The 19,631-nt window shown below is 34.6% G+C and carries 17 protein-coding genes; 13 read left to right on the forward strand and 4 right to left on the reverse strand.

Annotated elements, in window-relative coordinates; genetic code table 11:
- The first annotated feature begins 129 nt into the window (after positions 1-129).
- Entirely contained in the window at positions 130-648 is a 519-nt protein-coding gene (locus Q0838_RS13150) for a hypothetical protein (RefSeq protein ID WP_298956032.1), read from the forward strand.
- A 58-nt stretch (positions 649-706) separates the two neighbouring features.
- Here Q0838_RS13150 and Q0838_RS13155 read toward each other — a convergent pair whose 3' ends face one another.
- Positions 707-1,579 (reverse strand): AraC family transcriptional regulator, encoded by an 873-nt coding sequence (locus Q0838_RS13155; protein ID WP_298956035.1) that lies wholly within the window; start codon positions 1,577-1,579, stop codon positions 707-709.
- Between the two features lie 208 nt (positions 1,580-1,787).
- Between Q0838_RS13155 and Q0838_RS13160 the strand changes: the two genes are divergently transcribed.
- From Q0838_RS13160 to Q0838_RS13210, 11 genes are all read left to right on the forward strand, one after another.
- Positions 1,788-2,348, forward strand: a complete 561-nt coding sequence (locus Q0838_RS13160; protein WP_298956038.1) for a DUF3244 domain-containing protein — start codon at positions 1,788-1,790, stop codon at positions 2,346-2,348.
- A gap of 197 nt (positions 2,349-2,545) precedes the next feature.
- Positions 2,546-3,727 carry an MFS transporter gene (locus tag Q0838_RS13165; protein ID WP_366942054.1) on the forward strand — a complete coding sequence of 394 codons (1,182 nt, stop codon included), beginning with the start codon at positions 2,546-2,548 and terminating at the stop codon, positions 3,725-3,727.
- A gap of 280 nt (positions 3,728-4,007) precedes the next feature.
- The gene (locus Q0838_RS13170) at positions 4,008-6,209 is read left to right on the forward strand and encodes a RelA/SpoT family protein (protein ID WP_298956041.1); all 2,202 of its coding nucleotides are present in this window, start codon (positions 4,008-4,010) and stop codon (positions 6,207-6,209) included.
- 3 nt (positions 6,210-6,212) lie between these two features.
- Positions 6,213-6,677 carry a Fur family transcriptional regulator gene (locus Q0838_RS13175; RefSeq protein WP_298956045.1) on the forward strand — a complete coding sequence of 155 codons (465 nt, stop codon included), beginning with the start codon at positions 6,213-6,215 and terminating at the stop codon, positions 6,675-6,677.
- Positions 6,678-6,679: 2 nt separating this feature from the next.
- Positions 6,680-7,951 carry an adenylosuccinate synthase gene (locus Q0838_RS13180; RefSeq protein ID WP_298956048.1) on the forward strand — a complete coding sequence of 424 codons (1,272 nt, stop codon included), beginning with the start codon at positions 6,680-6,682 and terminating at the stop codon, positions 7,949-7,951.
- A gap of 71 nt (positions 7,952-8,022) precedes the next feature.
- Positions 8,023-8,982 (forward strand): DUF368 domain-containing protein, encoded by a 960-nt coding sequence (locus Q0838_RS13185; RefSeq protein ID WP_298956050.1) that lies wholly within the window; start codon positions 8,023-8,025, stop codon positions 8,980-8,982.
- A gap of 2 nt (positions 8,983-8,984) precedes the next feature.
- Complete coding sequence (locus Q0838_RS13190) at positions 8,985-10,004, forward strand: DUF368 domain-containing protein (protein ID WP_298956051.1); 1,020 nt, start codon at positions 8,985-8,987, stop codon at positions 10,002-10,004.
- A complete protein-coding gene (locus Q0838_RS13195; protein ID WP_298956053.1) occupies positions 9,979-10,770 on the forward strand; it encodes a shikimate dehydrogenase in 792 nt (263 codons plus the stop codon). The genes Q0838_RS13190 and Q0838_RS13195 overlap by 26 nt, the downstream gene beginning before the upstream one ends.
- Before the next feature lie 64 nt (positions 10,771-10,834).
- On the forward strand, positions 10,835-12,934 hold the full coding sequence (locus Q0838_RS13200; protein WP_298956055.1) for a DUF349 domain-containing protein: 2,100 nt from the start codon (positions 10,835-10,837) through the stop codon (positions 12,932-12,934).
- Positions 12,935-13,015: 81 nt separating this feature from the next.
- Entirely contained in the window at positions 13,016-13,717 is a 702-nt protein-coding gene (locus Q0838_RS13205) for a hypothetical protein (protein ID WP_298956058.1), read from the forward strand.
- A 115-nt stretch (positions 13,718-13,832) separates the two neighbouring features.
- Positions 13,833-14,348, forward strand: a complete 516-nt coding sequence (locus Q0838_RS13210) for a CIA30 family protein (protein ID WP_298956061.1) — start codon at positions 13,833-13,835, stop codon at positions 14,346-14,348.
- Between the two features lie 84 nt (positions 14,349-14,432).
- Here the strand turns inward: Q0838_RS13210 and Q0838_RS13215 are convergent, their stop codons facing one another.
- From Q0838_RS13215 to pfkA, 3 genes are all read right to left on the reverse strand, one after another.
- Positions 14,433-15,296, reverse strand: coding sequence for an N-acetylglucosamine kinase (locus Q0838_RS13215; RefSeq protein WP_298956063.1), 864 nt, complete (start codon positions 15,294-15,296; stop codon positions 14,433-14,435).
- A 14-nt stretch (positions 15,297-15,310) separates the two neighbouring features.
- Complete coding sequence (gap, locus tag Q0838_RS13220; RefSeq protein WP_298956066.1) at positions 15,311-16,315, reverse strand: type I glyceraldehyde-3-phosphate dehydrogenase; 1,005 nt, start codon at positions 16,313-16,315, stop codon at positions 15,311-15,313.
- Positions 16,316-16,447: 132 nt separating this feature from the next.
- The gene (pfkA, locus tag Q0838_RS13225) at positions 16,448-17,434 is read right to left on the reverse strand and encodes a 6-phosphofructokinase (protein WP_298956069.1); all 987 of its coding nucleotides are present in this window, start codon (positions 17,432-17,434) and stop codon (positions 16,448-16,450) included.
- 116 nt (positions 17,435-17,550) lie between these two features.
- On the opposite strand from pfkA, the gene Q0838_RS13230 reads away from it, so the two are divergent.
- The gene (locus tag Q0838_RS13230; RefSeq protein WP_298956071.1) at positions 17,551-19,293 is read left to right on the forward strand and encodes a sodium:solute symporter family protein; all 1,743 of its coding nucleotides are present in this window, start codon (positions 17,551-17,553) and stop codon (positions 19,291-19,293) included.
- The last annotated feature ends 338 nt before the right edge of the window (positions 19,294-19,631 follow it).

The raw sequence follows: 19,631 nt of genomic DNA on the forward strand, positions 1-19,631 counted from the left end.
AACTATAAAATCAATCACAGGAAATCATCATTATCTAAAAGCTTTTTATACGGCATTTAAAAACTAAATTGGTATAAAATCTCTTCTAACGACTACCTAGGAGGCTCATTCTTTGTAGATGATGGAGTGATGAACTTTAGTTACTATTCTGACACCGATACAGGCTCATGGACATCTATCATGATAGAAAGTCAATTACACGTAAACATAAGCTTAAATGCCCATGTGGATACAGAAACACAATTTAACCGCAACTGGAAAGCTGAAATTCTGGATTCAAATTCAATGAGGCTTACAGACGGACTGGATGAACTGATTTTAAACAAATACTGTAACGTACCTAACGATTATTGTTATGACTTTAATTTTAAAGCGTGTGAAGATGTTGCTACACCAGGTTTTACAGAATTGACTTTGAGTGAATACGATAACTGCATCTATGAAATTTTACAAGAAGACAATAACTTAATAGATATTACCTACTACAGTTCTGAGGCAGATGCTGATATGGAAACCAACCCAATAGATAGTACTGTTCCATTTATGAATACTATAGAAACAGAAATCTACTATGTAAGAGTTTATGATACTCTAGAAAACACATTTTATGTTGTAGAAATAAGTATAGCTGTAGAAAGCTCCTCATAATTAAATTAAAACGTAAACCATTATTAGCATACTCAGTCTATAGACAGAGCATGCTTTTTTATAAATTTAAAATCTGCTTTAATTCTTTACGATATTTACTAGCGCTCTTACCAGTTATCTCTTTAAATATTTTATTGAAGTGCGAGAAGTTGTTAAAACCACATTCAAAACAAATATCTGTTATACTCATTTGAGATTCAGATAATAACTTTGTAGCGTGCACCACTCTATATTCATTTACAATTTTAGTAAAGGTCTTACCAGATGTCTTTTTAAAATACCTACAAAAAGCAGGAACCGTCATGCTCACCTTGCTTGCTATCTCTTCCAGTGGTATTTGTTCTTTATAATTCTGGTTGATGTATTTGTATATGACTTCTGTCTTAGAATTGTCTTGCAGTACTGTTTCAAAAGTAAAGGTTTCAGCATTTAATATTTCATAATCATCAGTAGTAGCGAGATCATGTAAGATTTTTAATAATAGAATCGTTCTTTCAAAACCATGAACCTCGTTTAAATCGTGTATCTGAGATCCTAATCGTTCTATTGTTGCCTTTTTAAATAGTATTCCATTCTTTGCACGTTCAAATAATTGTTTAATGGGCCTCATTTCTGGCACGTTGAGAAAACCTTCTCCAAGAAAATCAGGAAGAAATTGCACTAGTAATTCAGATCCATGATTAGGTCGGTCTGTATAACCTATGTGTGGCAGCCTAGAACCGATAAGTAACAACTGGCTGTCATTATAATAAGACATGTGATTTCCTATATGTCGTTTTCCTTTTCCTTCGTTTACATAAAGCAGCTCTATTTCTGGATGAAAATGCCAGAAAGGCTTGTTCTCACCTCTCTCTGTAGTACTCTTTTGTACAAACACAGAACCACCGAATTCTGGTTGTATTTTTTTTAAGGTTGCTTTCTTATATAACATGTAAAATCTAGATCAAAACGATTAATAATACCACTGCAAATATCGTTTTTAAATTCTACAATTATGTTATATTCACACTATAACGTTATAGTTGTTTCCTTAAAGTTAATATAGTATATAATTAGGGCAAATATGTTGTTTTCTATGCTTGCATAGTATTCTACATTTGTCATGTAAATAGTCATTAAAAAATAACACGATGAAAGCAATGAAAAACTTATTATTTATAGCACTTATGTTAACCACGTTAACAGGCTATGCAACAGACATAACCTCCATCGTACCACCTAAAAATGTTACTGTAGTACAATTTAATAATGTAAAGAAAGGTCATCAATTAACTATTAAAGATATAGAAGACGTTACTTTATATAACGAGACTATAAAATCTACTGGTAACTATACAAAACAATTTGACTTAACTACTCTAGAAAATGGTAGTTATACTATTGAATTAAATAAAGATAGCGAGGTATTAACTCGATCTTTTAATGTAAAAAACGGAATTGTAAACCTGTCTACAGAAATGACATTTTACAAGCCTGTAGCAACTAGAAGATATAATCAATTATTTGTTTCTCAATTAAGTTCTAATGAAGATGTTCTTGATGTACTAATTTACTATAATAATAAATTAGTACATCAAGAAGTTCTTTCTAACTCCTCTTATCTTAAACGTGTATTTCAATTATCTCCAGACAAAAAGGGTGAATACTTTATCATAATGAAATCTGCAGGGAAATCATTTTATAAGACCTTTACTTTATAAGAGCACAGCATCCATTTAAAAGAGGCTACTTTTTCTAAGTAGCCTCTTTTTTATGCGCTATACTTCTGTGACAACTATTTATTACATTTACCGCAAATGGAACTTCTATTTTAACTAAAGCACAAAAATTAATATACCTCATTCTCCTCATTATAGCAGGAGAAGCAAACTTTATACTTCCTTTTGTACTAGCACGTATTTTTAGGCCTACGGTCTTAGACGTTTTTGAACTCACTAACCTAGAACTAGGAGCCTGTTTCTCGATTTACGGTATAGTAGCATTTGTTTCTTATCTCATAGGCGGTAGCCTTGCAGATAATTACCAGCCACGTTATCTCATGGCTATTTCTTTGCTGCTTACCTCACTAGGCGGTATCTATATGTCTACTTATCCCTCCTATTTAGGACTAAGTATACTTTATGGATATTGGGGATTCACCACTATATTTTTATTTTGGGCAGCTATGATTAAAGCAACGAGAGCATTAGGTGGCACATCTAGACAGGGTATAACCTTTGGACTACTAGATGGCGGTCGTGGTTTAGTTTCCTTTGCATTCGGCTGGTTAGGAGTTCTTGTATTCTCTTTCATTTCTATAGATGCAACAGAAACCGCAAGTCTATTAGAACGTAAAAATGCATATCAATATGTAGTTATTATAACCTCTATAATCGTCGCGTTAATAGCTATATTATTAATAATAATTTTAAAAGATAATTATAGTGGTACAGTACAAGCTCCTAAGATATTTAAGAGACAAGTTTTTAAAAATTATATAACCGTTTTAAAAATCCCATCGGTATGGTTATTAATGATCATTATATTGTGTGCTTACACAGGTTATAAAATTACCGACATATACTCACAATATGCAAACGAGGTCATGGAATATAGTGAGACAGAGTCTGCTGCAATAGGTAGTAATCTCTTAGGCATACGTGTACTAATAGGTATTATAATAGGTGTACTAGCAGATAAAACTCGCTCTTCTCTCTTAATGATTATAAGTTTTTTCATAGCCATTTTAGGTTCTTTATTATTTGCCTCTGGTCTTATAGAACCTCACACAACGCTACTGTTCGGTTTTACCATTATTACAGTTTCAATAGGTGTATATGCGTTTAGAACCCTATATTTCTCTGCTATACAAGAAGGCAAGATACCTATGGCTGTAACAGGTACTGCGGTAGGCCTAATATCTATAGTGGGTTTTACACCAGATATATTTATGGGACCAGTAATGGGATATTTTATAGATCAATATCCTGGAGAGCTAGGTTTCCAAAAAGTATTTTTAATGCTTTCCATTTTTGCTCTGATTGGTTTTATAGCTTCTTATGCTTTTCATTATATAAATACTAAAAAAGAATCTAGTTAGATGGATGTTTATTCCGCTTTCGCGAAAGCGGAACACAAAAAAGCAGCCTTCTCAAATTGTTATCAAATAATAAAACAAATTCTAACTCTATCGGTCTAGAGTGTACCACATAAATCAACAGATAAAACAAATGAATGGTAATTTAAGTGTGATGAGAGCGATTTATAAATAAGGCAAATAGTATGTCGGTGTTGCTTGGGCCACAGTAGAATAAAAATACCTATCTAGAAAGCATAAAATAATTGCTCATATCCACAAAGTAGCTTAACTTTACTATAATATGACCGATGCCGAGATCAAACAAGAAAACAAGCAGATAGCTAAGGGTTACAAAGACCTACTGAAGATAAGTTATCAAATGCTCACCGACGAAGATAAAAAGCTCATTAGAAAGGCATTTGATATCGCCGTAGAAGCACATGCACCCCAGCGTCGTAAATCTGGAGAGGCCTATATCTTTCATCCTATCGCGGTTGCAAAAATAGTTGCAAAACAAATAGGTCTAGATGCCACAGCTATTGCTGCAGCATTGCTACATGACGTGGTAGAAGATACAAAGTACACCTTATCTGATATTGAACAACTTTTTGGCGAGACCATAGCGCGCATAGTAGATGGACTTACTAAAATAACGCACCTTAAAAAAGATGCAGATATATCGCAACAGGCAGAAAACTTCCGTAAAATGTTACTTACTCTTAATGATGACATACGTGTTATTATTATTAAGATAGCTGACAGGCTGCACAACATGCAGACTATGGATAGTATGCCTGATTATAAGCAGGTTAAAATAGCTAGTGAGACTTTATATATTTACGCTCCTATTGCCCACAGACTGGGTTTATACAACATTAAAACAGAATTAGAAGATCTAGGTTTAAAATACACAGAACCAGAGGTTTTCAGTGATATTCAAAAATCGATAGTAGAGAGTAAAGAAGAGCAAAAAGCTTATATACAAGATTTTAGCCATGTTATTGATGACAGTTTAAAAAGAGAAGGTTTAGAATACCGTATTTCTGGTAGACCTAAATCTGTTTTTTCTATACGTCGTAAAATGTTAAAACAAGGGGTCACCTTTGACGAGGTGTATGATAAGTTTGCTGTACGCATCATCTTTAGAAGTGATCGTTTAAATGAGAAGTTTCTCGCATGGAAAATATACTCTATTGTTACAGACCACTTTACACCTAATCCGGTACGATTAAGAGACTGGATAAGCTCTCCTAAATCTACTGGTTATGAGGCTCTACACATCACCGTAATGGGACCTGATGGTAAATGGGTAGAAGTACAAATAAGATCTGATCGCATGCATGAAATAGCCGAAAAAGGCTATGCTGCCCATTATAAATATAAACAAGGTAATAAAGAAGACGGTCTAGAAGAGTGGTTAAATAGACTACAAGAAGCTCTAGAAAATCAGGATGGTAATGCAGTAGACTTTGTAGAACAATTTAAATTGAATCTTTACAGTAAAGAGATATTTGTTTTTACACCAAAAGGGGAATTAAAATCACTACCTAAGAACTCTACGCCTCTGGACTTTGCTTTTTCTATACACACAGAAGTAGGCCTGCACACTCGTGGTGCACGTGTTAATGGAAAATTAGTACCATTATCACATGTCTTAAAGAGTGGTGATCAAGTAGATATCATAACGTCCGATAATCAAAAACCTACAAAGAACTGGCTAGACTATGCTACAACAGCAAGAGCTAGAGCAAAAATAAAAGGTGCCCTTAAAGAAGATCAAAAGCTTATTGCTGCAGATGGTAAAGAGATTTTAATAAGAAAATTAAAATCTCAAAAAATCAACCTAGATGAAACTAGCGTGAACCAGATGGTCACATTCTTTAAGTTAAAAACAAGTCACGATCTATTTTATAGAGTAGGAAATGGAACTATAGATAATAAAGCTATTAAAGAATATGCGAGCAGCCGCAGTAATGCTCTTTACTCTTTTCTTAAAAATAAAATTAGAAAACCAAAGGAAAATCCTGACCTTAATATAAAAGAAATAACAGAGAATTTTGATGCTCTCGTATTTGGAAAAGAAGGTGCTACACTAGATTATATATTATCAAAATGTTGTAACCCTATTGCTGGTGATTCTGTTTTTGGTTTTACCACGGTTAGTGAAGGGATTAAAGTACATAAGAATAACTGTCCTAATGCCATAAGTTTACAGAGTAAATTTGCTTACAGAATTATCAGTGCAAAATGGATAGATTCTACTCAACGAGAGTATAAAGCAGAATTGAAATTAACAGGTATAGATAGAATGGGACTGGTACAAGAGATCACTAAACTCATATCAGAGAGTATGCATGTAAATATTAAAAACATCTCTTTTAATAGTAATCATGGAATATTTACGGGAGAAATAACCGTAGCTGTTCCTAATAAAAATTTACTCGCCTCTCTTATACAAAACCTAAATAAAATAAATGGTATCGATAAGGTATCTAGATCCTAAAATATGAGTGAAATTATTAACAACTTAGAAAAAGAACAGAAAATAGTAAGGAATGTTTTTACTAAATTTTTAAGTAAAAATAAACATCGCAAAACGCCAGAACGCTACGCAATTCTAGACGAGATTTATGCCAGTGAGGAGCATTTTGATGTAGAGTCATTATACGTTAAAATGAAGGAACAAAATTACCGTGTAAGCCGCGCTACTCTTTACAACACCATAGAATTATTATTAGAAAGCAAACTGGTAAGAAGGCATCAATTTGGTCAAAATCAGTCACACTATGAGAAGTCATATTTTGACAGACAACATGATCATTTAATTCTTACAGATACCAGTGAAGTGATCGAATTTTGCGATCCAAGAATAGAGTCGATAAAAAAGACAATTGAAGAGGTATTTAATGTAGAGATTAACAATCATTCTTTATACTTTTACGGCGTTAAAAACACAACTGAAAAACAGTAAAAATGGCAGTAGATTTATTGCTCGGTCTTCAATGGGGCGACGAGGGAAAAGGTAAAATTGTAGATGTTCTAACTTCAAATTATGACATCATTGCGAGATTCCAAGGTGGCCCAAATGCTGGGCACACACTAGAATTTGACGGTATTAAACATGTATTAAGAACTATTCCTTCAGGTATTTTTCATGAGAAATCTACTAATGTGATAGGAAATGGTGTGGTTATAGACCCTGTAGTTTTTATACAAGAACTAGATGGACTAAAACAATTTGATCTAGATATCAAGAGTAAATTGATTATTTCTAGAAAAGCTCACATCATTTTGCCTACACACCGTTTACTAGATGCAGCATCTGAGGCGTCTAAAGGAAAGGCAAAAATAGGTTCTACTCTTAAAGGAATAGGTCCTACTTACATGGATAAGACTGGTCGCAATGGTATTAGAATAGGTGATCTAGAACTAGACAGCTGGAAAGAAAAATATAGAGCTCTTGCAAACAAGCATGAAGAACTTATTTCTTTTCACAATGTAGATATTCAATACAATCTTGTAGAGATGGAAGAAGAATTCTTTAAAGCAGTAGAATTGCTCAAAGAACTTACCTTCATAGATTCTGAAGAATATTTACAAAAAGCACAAAAAAATGGTAAAACTATTCTTGCCGAAGGTGCGCAAGGTTCTTTATTAGACATAGATTTCGGGACTTATCCATTTGTGACGTCTTCTAACACTACTGCGGCCGGAGCTTGTACTGGTCTAGGTGTTGCGCCTAATCAAATAGGTGAAGTTTATGGAATCTTTAAAGCATACACAACTCGTGTAGGTAGTGGACCATTCCCTACAGAGCTTTTTGATGAAGTAGGTGCAGAAATGGCAAAGGTGGGTCATGAATTCGGTGCAGTAACTGGCCGTGCACGTAGATGTGGATGGTTAGACCTTGTAGCTCTTAAGTACACTTGTCAAGTAAATGGAGTCACTCAATTAATGATGATGAAGGGTGATGTACTTTCTGGTTTTGATAAACTTAAAATCTGTACGTCTTATGAATATAAAGGAGAAGTAATCAATCACTTACCTTATAACATAGAACCAGAAAATGTAAAACCTATTTATTCTGAGTTTGAATGCTGGAAAGAAGATCTTACTAAAATGAGAGAACCTTCTCAGTTTCCTAAAGAATTAAACGACTACATAGACTTCTTAGAAAAAGAATTAGAAATTCCTATCAAAGTAGTAAGTGTAGGTCCAGATAGAACACAAACTATCCATAGATAAACCGTTCTTTCTTATTTAACTATTTTAAATCCCAAGCTTTAACACTTGGGATTTCATTTTAAAAAACCATTATGTCTTTAAATAAAAACATAACTACCACGTTAAAAGGACTACTCATGGGCGCGGCAGATGTTGTACCTGGTGTGTCTGGTGGTACTATAGCATTTATCACAGGGATATATGAAGAATTAATAAAAACTATAGACGGCCTAGATTTTAATGTGTTTAAAGATCTTTTAAAAATAGGAGTAAAAAACACCTTTGTAAAATACAATCTTAGTTTTTTACTAAGTCTTACCGCGGGAATAGCCATAAGCATATTGAGTCTTTCTAAACTTATCACCTACTTATTACACACCTTTCCTGTATTAGTGTGGGCATTTTTCTTTGGACTTGTACTAGCTAGTGTTCTATATATAGGTAAACAAATCTCAAAATGGAATCTTGCCATTATTATAGCTGTAATTATAGGTACAAGCATTTCTTATTACATCACTATTGCAGAGCCTTTAGGATCTCCAGATAGCTGGTGGTACATTATATTTTCAGGTTTTATAGCCATTATAGCGATGATTTTACCTGGAGTCTCTGGTGCCTTTCTGCTATTACTATTAGGTAGTTATAAAACCGTTTTAGGCTCTATATCTGGTTTTCTAGAAGCTATTATTGCCGGAGACTGGACCGCGGCATGGGATTATTTTGTTAATTTATTTCTATTTGCCATAGGTTGTATAACGGGATTAAAAGTTTTTTCTAGAATACTAACCTGGTTGTTTGAAAACCATAAAAACCTAACCCTAGCCTTATTAACTGGTTTTATGATAGGTTCTTTAAATAAATTATGGCCTTGGAAAGAGGTTATTAAAACACGTATAAATAGTCATGGTATAGAAGTTCCATTTTTAGAAAAAAGCATCTCACCTTTTTCATTTAATGGTGATCCTCAAATATTATATGTAATTTTACTTATCATCACTGGCTTTTTGTTGATATTAGGTCTAGAAAAATGGACTGAAAAAAAAATGGACTAATTTTGAGACTATCCACAAGAAGCTTTACCGATAAGCTATTCCTTATTCTTAAAGGTGTAGCAATGGGAACCGCAAATAAGGTTCCTGGTATAAGTGGTGGCGTTGTTGCATATGTAGGTGGTTTTTATGAAGAGTTCATTGACTCTCTCCAAAAACTAAATCTCAAAGCCTTTAAATTATTAATCTCTGGTAGATTAAGTACTTTTTTTCATTACATAAATGGTCGTTTTCTCACTCTTTTAATTTTAGGAGAAGTAATAAGCTATTTTACCGTCAGTAAAGGTTTTGATCTTTTAATACAACATTACCCTATACTAGTATGGTCTACCTTCTTCGGGATGATTCTAGGTTCTATTTATTATATATCTAGAAGTTATGGAGAGTGGACACGCAATAATGTAATAATTCTTATCATAGGTATAGCCATAGGTGTGGGCACTTCCCTACTCGATCCAGCACGAGAAAATCCCAATCTTATATTTGTCTTCTTTTGCGGTATGGTGAGTATTTCAGGGATGACTCTACCTGGTCTAAGTGGTAGCTTTATACTTATTTTATTAGGTAATTATGTCTTATTATTAGTAGACAGTATCAACACTTTTTTTGACACTATGGTAGCTGTCGTACAAGGTGATTTTTCATGGTGGTATAACACAGTACACATGGATATGCTCGCTATACTTACCTCATTTGTTTTAGGATCTATAGTGGGCCTTATCAGCCTTTCTCACTTACTAGGCTGGACTATAAAACACTACCGCAATGAGACTAACGCCATGATAATAGGCTTTATATCAGGTTCTTTGGGCGTGGTATGGCCATGGAAAAAAGAAATTTATCAACTCACTAATACAGGCAGTATTGCCATAGATGCAAGTGGTAAAAAAATACTAGAAAATTACAGCCGTTACTGGCCAGAAATTAATGACACTCACACCTGGGCAGCCATAATAATGGCTATAATAGGTTTTTTAATTGTATACATATTAGACCGTTATGGAAATAAAGCAAATCCCATCTAGCATATTTGGACTAGTAGGAGAACGACTGGACTATAGTTTTTCTCGTGCCTACTTCTCACAAAAATTTGAGAATTTAAAGCTAGTAGATCATCATTATAGAAACTTTGAAATGAGTAGAGAGTTTATGCTGTCTCGCTTTCGCGAAAGCGTAACCTACAACAAAGAATCTCGCACCACAAATGGCAAATCTGAAATTATAAGAGGTCTCAATGTGACTATTCCTTATAAACAAGACATGCTACAAGTCGTAGATGGATTAAGTGACGAGGCAAAAACCATAGGTGCCATAAATACGATCACCATAGAAGATAATATATGGACTGGTCATAATACGGACTGTTATGGATTCGGCAAAAGTCTAGAACCTTTTTTACCTATAAAAAAAAATGCGCTAATTCTGGGAACAGGTGGTGCTTCTAAGGCAATAGCCTATACTTTAGAAACTTTACAAGTACCATATCTATTTGTGAGTAGAGACCCTAAAGACGAATTTACTATAGATTATAAATCTATTACTAAAGAAGTTATGGAAATGGTAAGCCTTATAATAAACACAACACCACTAGGTGTGATACCAGATGTAGAGTTAAGACCTGATATTCCTTATGAATACCTGAATGAATCTCATGTTCTATATGATCTAGTGTACAACCCTGCGCTTACCATGTTTATGAAACTAGGACAACAAAAAGGAGCTCGAGTTACTAATGGGTATGAAATGTTAGTTCACCAGGCAGAAAAAGCTTGGGAACTATGGAATAAGTAAACAACTATAGAATTGTAGTTCAAGAAAATCTATTTATCTTGCCACTACTATTAAAACACTGATAATGGATAAGAATGACAACCTGCACAATGCAGACGGAAACCAACAAGAAATGGATAATGTACCTATGGAAGCAACAGATTCTCTTGATAATGGTGTGATAGATGGATCTACCACACCTGAGCAAATGGCTCAAGATGAAAAAACAACAGACAGCGATGGCTCTAATGACAAGCCTGTTACAGAAAGCAGTACTGATGTAAAAGAAAAAGATACTGTAGTAGACACGACAGATACTATCGTAGAAGTGGATAAAGAAGATGATGATAACGAGCCACAAGAAGATAGTATAAAGGAAATTCCTGAAAAGGATTATACTACCCTAGAAATGCCAGCTCTTATTGCAGAGCTTAGAGAATTAATGCAGGAATATCCTATCAATAGTTTTAGAACACAGGCTGACGACATCAAAAAGGCTTTTGAAACTGCAGATACCGATGCAAAAAAAGAAGCCCTTGCAAAGTTTAAAGAAGAAAATCCGCCTGTAGAAGATGAACCTGCTCCTGTATTTGAATATAAAAATGAACTAGCTACTCAATTCTATGAGCTACATTCTTTATATAGAAAACAAAAAGGTCAGTTTCAAAGAGATAAGCGCAAGCAACAAGAGGATAATCTTGAAAAACGACGTCAGATCATTGAAGGGATTAAACAATTAATTAATCAAGAAGAAAACATAGGGACTACATTTAAAAGGTTCCATACTTATCAAGATGAATGGAAAGCAACTGGTAGCATACCACACGATGCTTATAACATCACCTGGGAAGATTACAGACTAGCTACTCAAAATTTCTATGATTACATAGACCTAAGTAAAGAGTTAAGGGATAAAGATTTTGAACGCAATCTTGATTTTAGAAAGAAAATTATAGATCGCGCTATAGAATTAGGTGAAGAAGAAAACATACACAAAGCTCTTAGAGAACTACAAGAGTTGCACCGCATGTGGAAAGAAGATGCTGGTCCTGTTGCAAAAGAAGAGCGTGACCCTATATGGGACAAGTTCAGTGCTGCTACAAAAATAATTCATGATAAGAGACAGGCTTATTATGAAGAGCGTGATAAAATGAGCGCACAAAACCAGCTGGTAAAAGAAAATATAGTTGCAGAAATAAAGAAGATTACACAACAAGGAGCAAAAAATCACAAAGAATGGCAGGACAGACTAGAAGAAATTAATGTTTTAAGAGAATTATTTACTAAAACCGGTCCTGCACCTAAAGCTGTAAATAACGAATTATGGAACCAGTTTAGAAACGGTACTAGAGAATTTAATAAAGCAAAAAATGATTTCTATAAAGGTCTTAAAAAAGAGCAACAAGATAATCTAGATGCAAAAATGAAGTTAATCGCGATCGCTGAAGAGCATCAAGATAACGAGAATTTTACTGAAGGACTTGAAATTATGAAACGTGTACAGGCCGAGTGGAAACAAATAGGTCATGTGCCTAGAAAAGACAGTGATAAAATCTGGAAACGTTTTCAAAAAGCTTGTAATGGATTCTTTGATAAGAAAAGTGCTCAAAAGAAAGAGGACAGTAAAGAAGAGCTAGATAACTTTGACGCAAAGATCAAAGTCTACGACGCATTAAAAGAAATGATTCCTCAAGATGATAAAAAAGCTATGCTTGCAAATGTGGAGCAACACATGTCACAATGGGCTGCTATAGGTCGTGTACCTTATAACAAACGCATGATTCAAGAAAAGTTTGAAAAACTACTTCATGCAAAGTTAAAAGCTGCTGGCTTAAATGCTGTAGATGCTGAAATGTTGAAGTACCAAAATAAACTAGCCAGTCTAGAAAATGGTGATGCAAATGATTTTAAAAATGAGCGTTTTTACCTGAAGAAAAGACGTGATGAGATACAAGATGAAGTAAGACAACTGGATAACAACTTGCAGTTTATCAACGCAAAGGATGATAAAAATCCATTCTTAGTTCAAACTAAGAAAAATATCGCAGAGCTTTCTAAGGAACTAGACGTTATCAAAGAAAAACAAAAGCAATTGAACATTCTTCAAAGACAAATGGAAAAACAAGAAGAAGAAGCTGCTGCAGAAGAAGCTAACGAGAGTGAGACTTCAGAAGAAAACGAATAATTTTTTATTAAAAATATTTCAAAAAGCGCTGATTTACCATCAGCGCTTTTTTTAGTTTTAATCCTTAAAAAGTAGGTCATCATGTTTAAATATTTAGAGAATATTTTAGGAAAACCCATTAAGTATTATGAAAACTTAATGGCTAGTAAAAAAAATCATACTAAAATTACAACGGGACAGATAGAAACTATAGTTGATGTATTGAAACCTCATGTTTTAAAAGCATATACACTAGAAAAGGACGCGATGATGGTTAACCCTAATTCTCTGGGTGATATTTATCTTATCCCGCACAATAAAAAGGAAGTAGCTTTTAAATATACGGGAACCTATATATTTGAAAATGTAGCCATAAGTTTATCCATAGATCTTACCAAAGGTTTTAATGATAAAAAGAAATATGACTATTTCGTACATAAAACAGAAGATTTACCTAATACCTTAATACAAGAAGTATCACATATAGACCGTGTAGAACATGAAAGCCTTCCTATTTGGGAAGAGGTAATCCACAGGTTCCCAGACGTACATAAAGCTATAGCAACTATAGAACCTAATCATCCTTGGACACTTTACAAAAAGGTAAAGAAAACTTTTAATCCTACTACCGCACCTGTTTTATTGGGCGGTTATCCACAATGGCTTGTTAACGATGTAGATTTTAGAAAAATTGAAAAATTAGTTTTCTTAATGGAATATAGAGTGTATGAAAAGGACTACTCTATTTACTTTTTTAAAGATCTAAGCACAAATGAAATATTAATAATAGAACAAAAAGCATAGTTTATTAAGGAAAATTACAATTAGGGCATACAATTTTGAAGATTAACAAACGTTAGACTTGTTTACCGTAAAGTTGTTGAGTAATTTTGCGCACCCTAATTTTAAATTCCCCTAAATGATCGAAGTTAATAAACTCGTTCCTACCGAAATTACATTTGGTAAAGATCAATTAAGATATCAATGGTTACCCTTTGATGATAGAGTAATGGGAGGTAAATCTTCCAGTATTATAGAACAACATGATGACTACATTACCTATAGAGGCATTATTAGAAATATAAACAATAGTGCGTGGAGTTGTATTAGGTCTAATAGAATAGATCAAGATTTAAGTCCATACACTTCTATAGAGATAAAACTTAAGACAGACGGACGGCCTTATGTATTTGAAATAGAATACAATGAAGGATGGCAACATGAAAAAATAGGTTTTATGATACATACTGTACCTAATAATTGGACTACCGTTCACTTTCCCATTGCAGATTTCAGACGTGTAAAGTTTGGTGAAATGTTGCCTGGCGAGGTAGATCTTTCTGTTTTAAAACATATTCTTAGATATAATTTCTTCGTAGCCGAAGCTATAGTAGGTGAATTTAAACTAGAAGTAGAGTCTATTAAATTCTTCTAATCGCTAGATTGCTGTTATGTAGTAAAATAAAATCCGTTTCTTCTTAAAATGAAACGGATTTTATTATTAATAGAAATAAAGGTCTTATTTTGCTGTCAGTTTGTTAATATGGTATTTTACTAAACCTTCTATAGGCCTGCGTACTATATTACCAACTTCATAATCAAATTCATCTGCAACCTGTTTGATACGTCGTTCTGCAAAATGAGCAATACTACCAACAAAGTGAACTTTATACTGCTTAATTTCTTCATGAAATTGAAGAATCATGTTTCTAGAGAATTTCCTTAAACCTCGACGCAATACTTTTTTAATATAAGGTTCGTCCAGGTTTTGAAAAATAAACTCGGCATGAGAAGCTAGAAATGCATTAGGATTAGGTTCTTTATAAAGATTGCGTTTTATAAAATCACATTCTAGATTATAATTTGCAGCAAATCGTTCTCTTATAATTTCTGGCATTCTTTTAAAGCTGTAGTCTCTTATCAACTCTTTACCGTACCAGTTACCACTAGCCTCATCCATAATAGTATATCCTAGCGACACTACTTTTTGATGAATTTTATTTCCGTCAGAAAAACAACAGTTAGATCCCGTTCCTAGAATACAAACGACACCAGGTTTATCGCCTACCGCTGCAAATACCGCCGCAGCTGTATCTTCTCTCACGATTACCTCGCTGGTCTTATTAAAATAGGACTTTAGTAAACCTTCTAGTGCAACTCGTGGCTTTTCAGTACCACAACCTGCACCATAAAAGTAAACTCTTTCCACCTTTTCTCTTACAGCAACTAGTTCATCACTGGCTAGAATACGTTCTTGTAGTTGTTCAACAGTTAAAATGGCAGGGTTTAAACCTAGAGTACGCACTTTAAATAATTGGTCACCATTGTTATTAATGGCTATCCAGTCACATTTAGTAGAACCACTATCAGTTATGAGGATCATAAATAAGTTTTATTTTATAAGGAATTGACTTTCTCTGCTAGGTCAACTAGTTTGTTAGAATAACCGAACTCGTTATCATACCAGCTAACTAGTTTAAAGAAAGTAGGATTAAGTTCTATTGCAGCACTTGCATCATAGATACTTGTACGATCATCGCTTACAAAGTCTTGAGAGACAACTGCCTCGTTAGTATAACCTACAACACCTTGCATATCACCTTTAGATGCTTTTTCAAACACCGCATTAATCTCTTCTATGCTTGTTTCTTTTTCTAATTTCACTGTAAGATCTACCACAGACACGTCTACCACAGGTACACGGAAAGCCATACCAGTAAGTTTACCAGTTAACTCTGGTATTACCTTAGTTACTGCCACAGCAGCTCCTGTAGTTGCTGGAATAATATTATTTAAAGAACTACGTCCTAGACGGTAATTCTTCTTACTAGGTGAATCTACGGTTTGTTGAGTCGCTGTAGCTGCATGTATAGTAGTCATTAATGCTTCTTTGATACCAAAGTTGTCATTAAGAATTTTTGCCATAGGTGCAAGACAGTTAGTAGTACAAGATGCATTTGAAACGATTTTATGATCTGCAGTTAGCTCTGAATCGTTAACACCCATAACAAACATAGGAGCCGTTTTTGATGGAGCAGATATCACAACTTTTTTTGCACCAGCGTCTAGGTGGGCTTGCGCACTATCTAGATCTGTAAAAATACCTGTACAGTCTGCAACAACATCTACATCTACCTCATTCCATTTAAGATTCTTAGGGTCGCGCTCACTAGTAACACGTACCTCTACACCATCGATAACTAGATTACCATCTTTTATCTCTATAGTACCACCGTATTTACCATGTACTGAATCATATTCAAGTAAGTATGCAAGTTGCTCAACATCTACAAGGTCATTGATAGCTACTACTTCTACATTCTCTCTCTTTAACGTAGCTCTAAAAACGATACGACCTATACGACCGAATCCGTTAATTCCTAATTTAAGTTTTTTACTCATCTTTTATTATTTATTTTTTAAAAAATTTTTAAAGTATTTTAGAAAACAGTATGAACTGATTTCTACTTTTTGGCTTTTTCCTTTTGAACAGTTAGAATCTGTTAATTACATTTACAGTTATTAAATGCCTTTTTAAGTGGTCATAATATCACTTACACGTAACAACTCTAGATTTATATCTGTCTCACCCTTAACAGCCTTCTCTATAGGACATAGAACCATTTTAGTATCTTTTATACCTACCATAAAATTAGTTTTACCTTCTAGTAGACTTTCTACTGCCTTAACACCCATTCTACTAGCTAGAACACGATCCCAACAAGAAGGAGAACCACCGCGCTGCATGTGGCCTAACACTGAGACTCTCACCTCATACTCTGGCAAGTTTTCTTCTACATAATCTTTAAGTTCAAAAACATTCTCACCAGTTTTATCACCTTCTGCAACGACCACTATACTAGACGACTTTCCAGATAGTCTAGATCTTTTAAGACTTTCTATTAAACGTTCTTTACCTAAGTCTTCTTCTGGGATTAATATCTCTTCGGCACCAGCACCTACACCAGCGTTAAGTGCGATATGACCTACATCGCGACCCATCACCTCTACAAAGAAAAGTCGGTTATGAGAACTAGCCGTATCACGTATTTTATCTATCGCCTCAACAACAGTATTAAGTGCGGTGTCGTACCCTAGAGTAGAAGATGTTCCATAAATATCGTTATCAATAGTTCCAGGAATTCCCATAACAGGAAAATCAAATTGTTGAGAGAACACCATCGCTCCTGTAAAACTACCATCTCCACCTATTACTACTAGGGCATCTAGCCCTTCTTCTTTCGCTTTGGCATAAGCGGTAATACGACCTTCCTTAGTTCTAAACTCTTTGGAACGAGCACTCTTTAATATAGTACCACCTTTATTGATAATATTATTAACACTACGTGCATTCATTTGTTTAAAATCACCTTCTATAAGACCTTGATAACCTCTGTAAATGCCTACACAATTTATCTGATGAAACGCACACGTACGAACTACGGCTCTTATCGCGGCATTCATTCCTGGAGAATCGCCTCCAGAAGTCATAACACCTATTTTATTTATCTTGATACTCATTGCTTTTTTGATAATAACAACGCTAATCTATTAAAGTTTTACGATTTTAAACAGTCATTTATTCTATATTTAGCTTTTTAATAAAATTCAAACGTTATCGTTAATAACTTTTATTCATGGAATTAGAATTAATCGACATTTGCATCATCATTGTATTCTTTTTGATATCACTTGCCATAGGTTTAATAGTCTCTAAAAAAAGCTCTAAAGACAGTTCTTCCTTTTATTTATCTGGTAGAAATATGCCATGGTGGCTGTTAGGAGTTTCCATGGTCGCAACCACATTTGCGGCAGACACGCCTAATCTTGTGGCAGGTCTTGTACGCTCAAATGGTGTTTCTGGTAACTGGGTCTGGTGGGCATTTTTACTTACCGGCATGCTTACAGTTTTCTTTTATGCTAGATTATGGCGTCGCAGCGGTATCACCACAGACTTAGAATTCTATGAAATGCGATACAGTGGTAAGAGTGCTGCATTCTTACGCGGTTTTAGAGCTCTTTACTTAGGTGTTGTATTTAATATTATAATTATGGCTACTGTGTGTCTTGCTGCCATTAAGATAGGACATGTTATGTTCGGTTTTAATGCATGGACTACACTTATCTATGCCTCTACCATTACCCTAGCCTATTCCTTATTAGGTGGATTAAAAGGTGTTTTGATAACAGATTTTGTACAGTTTATAATAGCCATGGTAGGTTCTATATGGGCTACGTGGTACATACTCGACCTACCAGAAATTAATGGAATGGCAAATCTTATCACACATCCTAACGTACAGCATAAACTAGATCTATTACCAGATTTCTCTAACACCGATTTACTAATGGGTATATTTATTGTTCCCATAGCGGTACAATGGTGGAGCACCTGGTATCCTGGCGCAGAGCCTGGCGGTGGTGGCTACATCGCGCAACGCATGCTCGCTGCAAAGGATGAAAAAAACGCCACCTGGGCAGTACTTTTCTTTAACCTAGCCCATTATGCCCTACGCCCATGGCCATGGATCATTATAGGACTAGCATCACTAATTATTTATCCTAATCTAGCGTCACTAGCCTTAGCATTTCCAGACCTAGAACCAGCATTCATAAAAGACGACCTCAGTTATCCAGCCATGCTTACCTTCTTGCCAGCAGGACTATTAGGACTAGTCGTTACCTCATTAATTGCAGCTTTTATGAGCACCATTTCTACCCATTTAAATTGGGGTTCTAGTTATGTAGTAAACGATTGCTATGCCCGCTTTATCAATAAAAAAGCAACCGAAAAACAAAAAGTAATCACAGGGCGTCTTTCCATGATAGTCATGATGGTAGCCGCCGCAGCGCTCTCCTTTGTGCTAGAAGAGGCAAAATTTGCCTTTGACCTTATTATTCAAATAGGTGCAGGATCAGGATTATTATTTATTCTTAGATGGTTCTGGTACCGCATTAATCCATGGTCAGAGATCACCGCAATGGCAGTATCCTTTACCATGGCTGTACTTTTCTTTATAAATTCTAGCGAGCTACTAGGGATAAAAGGACACCTATTCGGTAAATTGCTCAACTGGCACATGATATGTATTAATGTGCTTGTTACCAGTATCGCATGGCTAGCCGTTACCTTCATTACCCAAAAAAGCGACCTTAACACATTAAATAAATTTAAAGCAGTCATTTTTGGTACAGAATCTAAGTTTCATAATTTTCAGTACAAGACATTAGGTTTCTTACTAGGTGTAATAGGGATCTATAGTCTTTTATTTGCTACTGGTAAATTGCTTTATGGCGACCTGACCACAGGACTGTCCCTACTCGCAATTTTTACTGTATGTACTACTAGTGTCATAGCATTAAGGAAAAAATTGTTTTAGAAAAATTCCGCTTTCGCGAAAGCGAAACACCATTAATAACATTACCCATATCCTAATTTATCGATAAAACCAATGATAATAGGCCTATCGATCCTCTTTTTAACAAAAATCTCATTAATGAATACATCAACAACGTATCAATTCACAAATTTCCAATGTGTTTACTAACTCAATAGAGGTGATATTTTGTTGATTAAAACCTTTTAATTGTATGCAATAACCTATATAATTTTCAGAAATACTTGAAGTTTGAATTTATTAACTGAGTTATACGCTTAGGCTCTGTTTAATTTGATTTTGATAAACTGGTTTAGCTTCTACCATTCTGGTAATTGTTT

The sequence above is a fragment of the uncultured Nonlabens sp. genome (assembly GCF_947495285.1).
GTDB lineage: Bacteria > Bacteroidota > Bacteroidia > Flavobacteriales > Flavobacteriaceae > Nonlabens.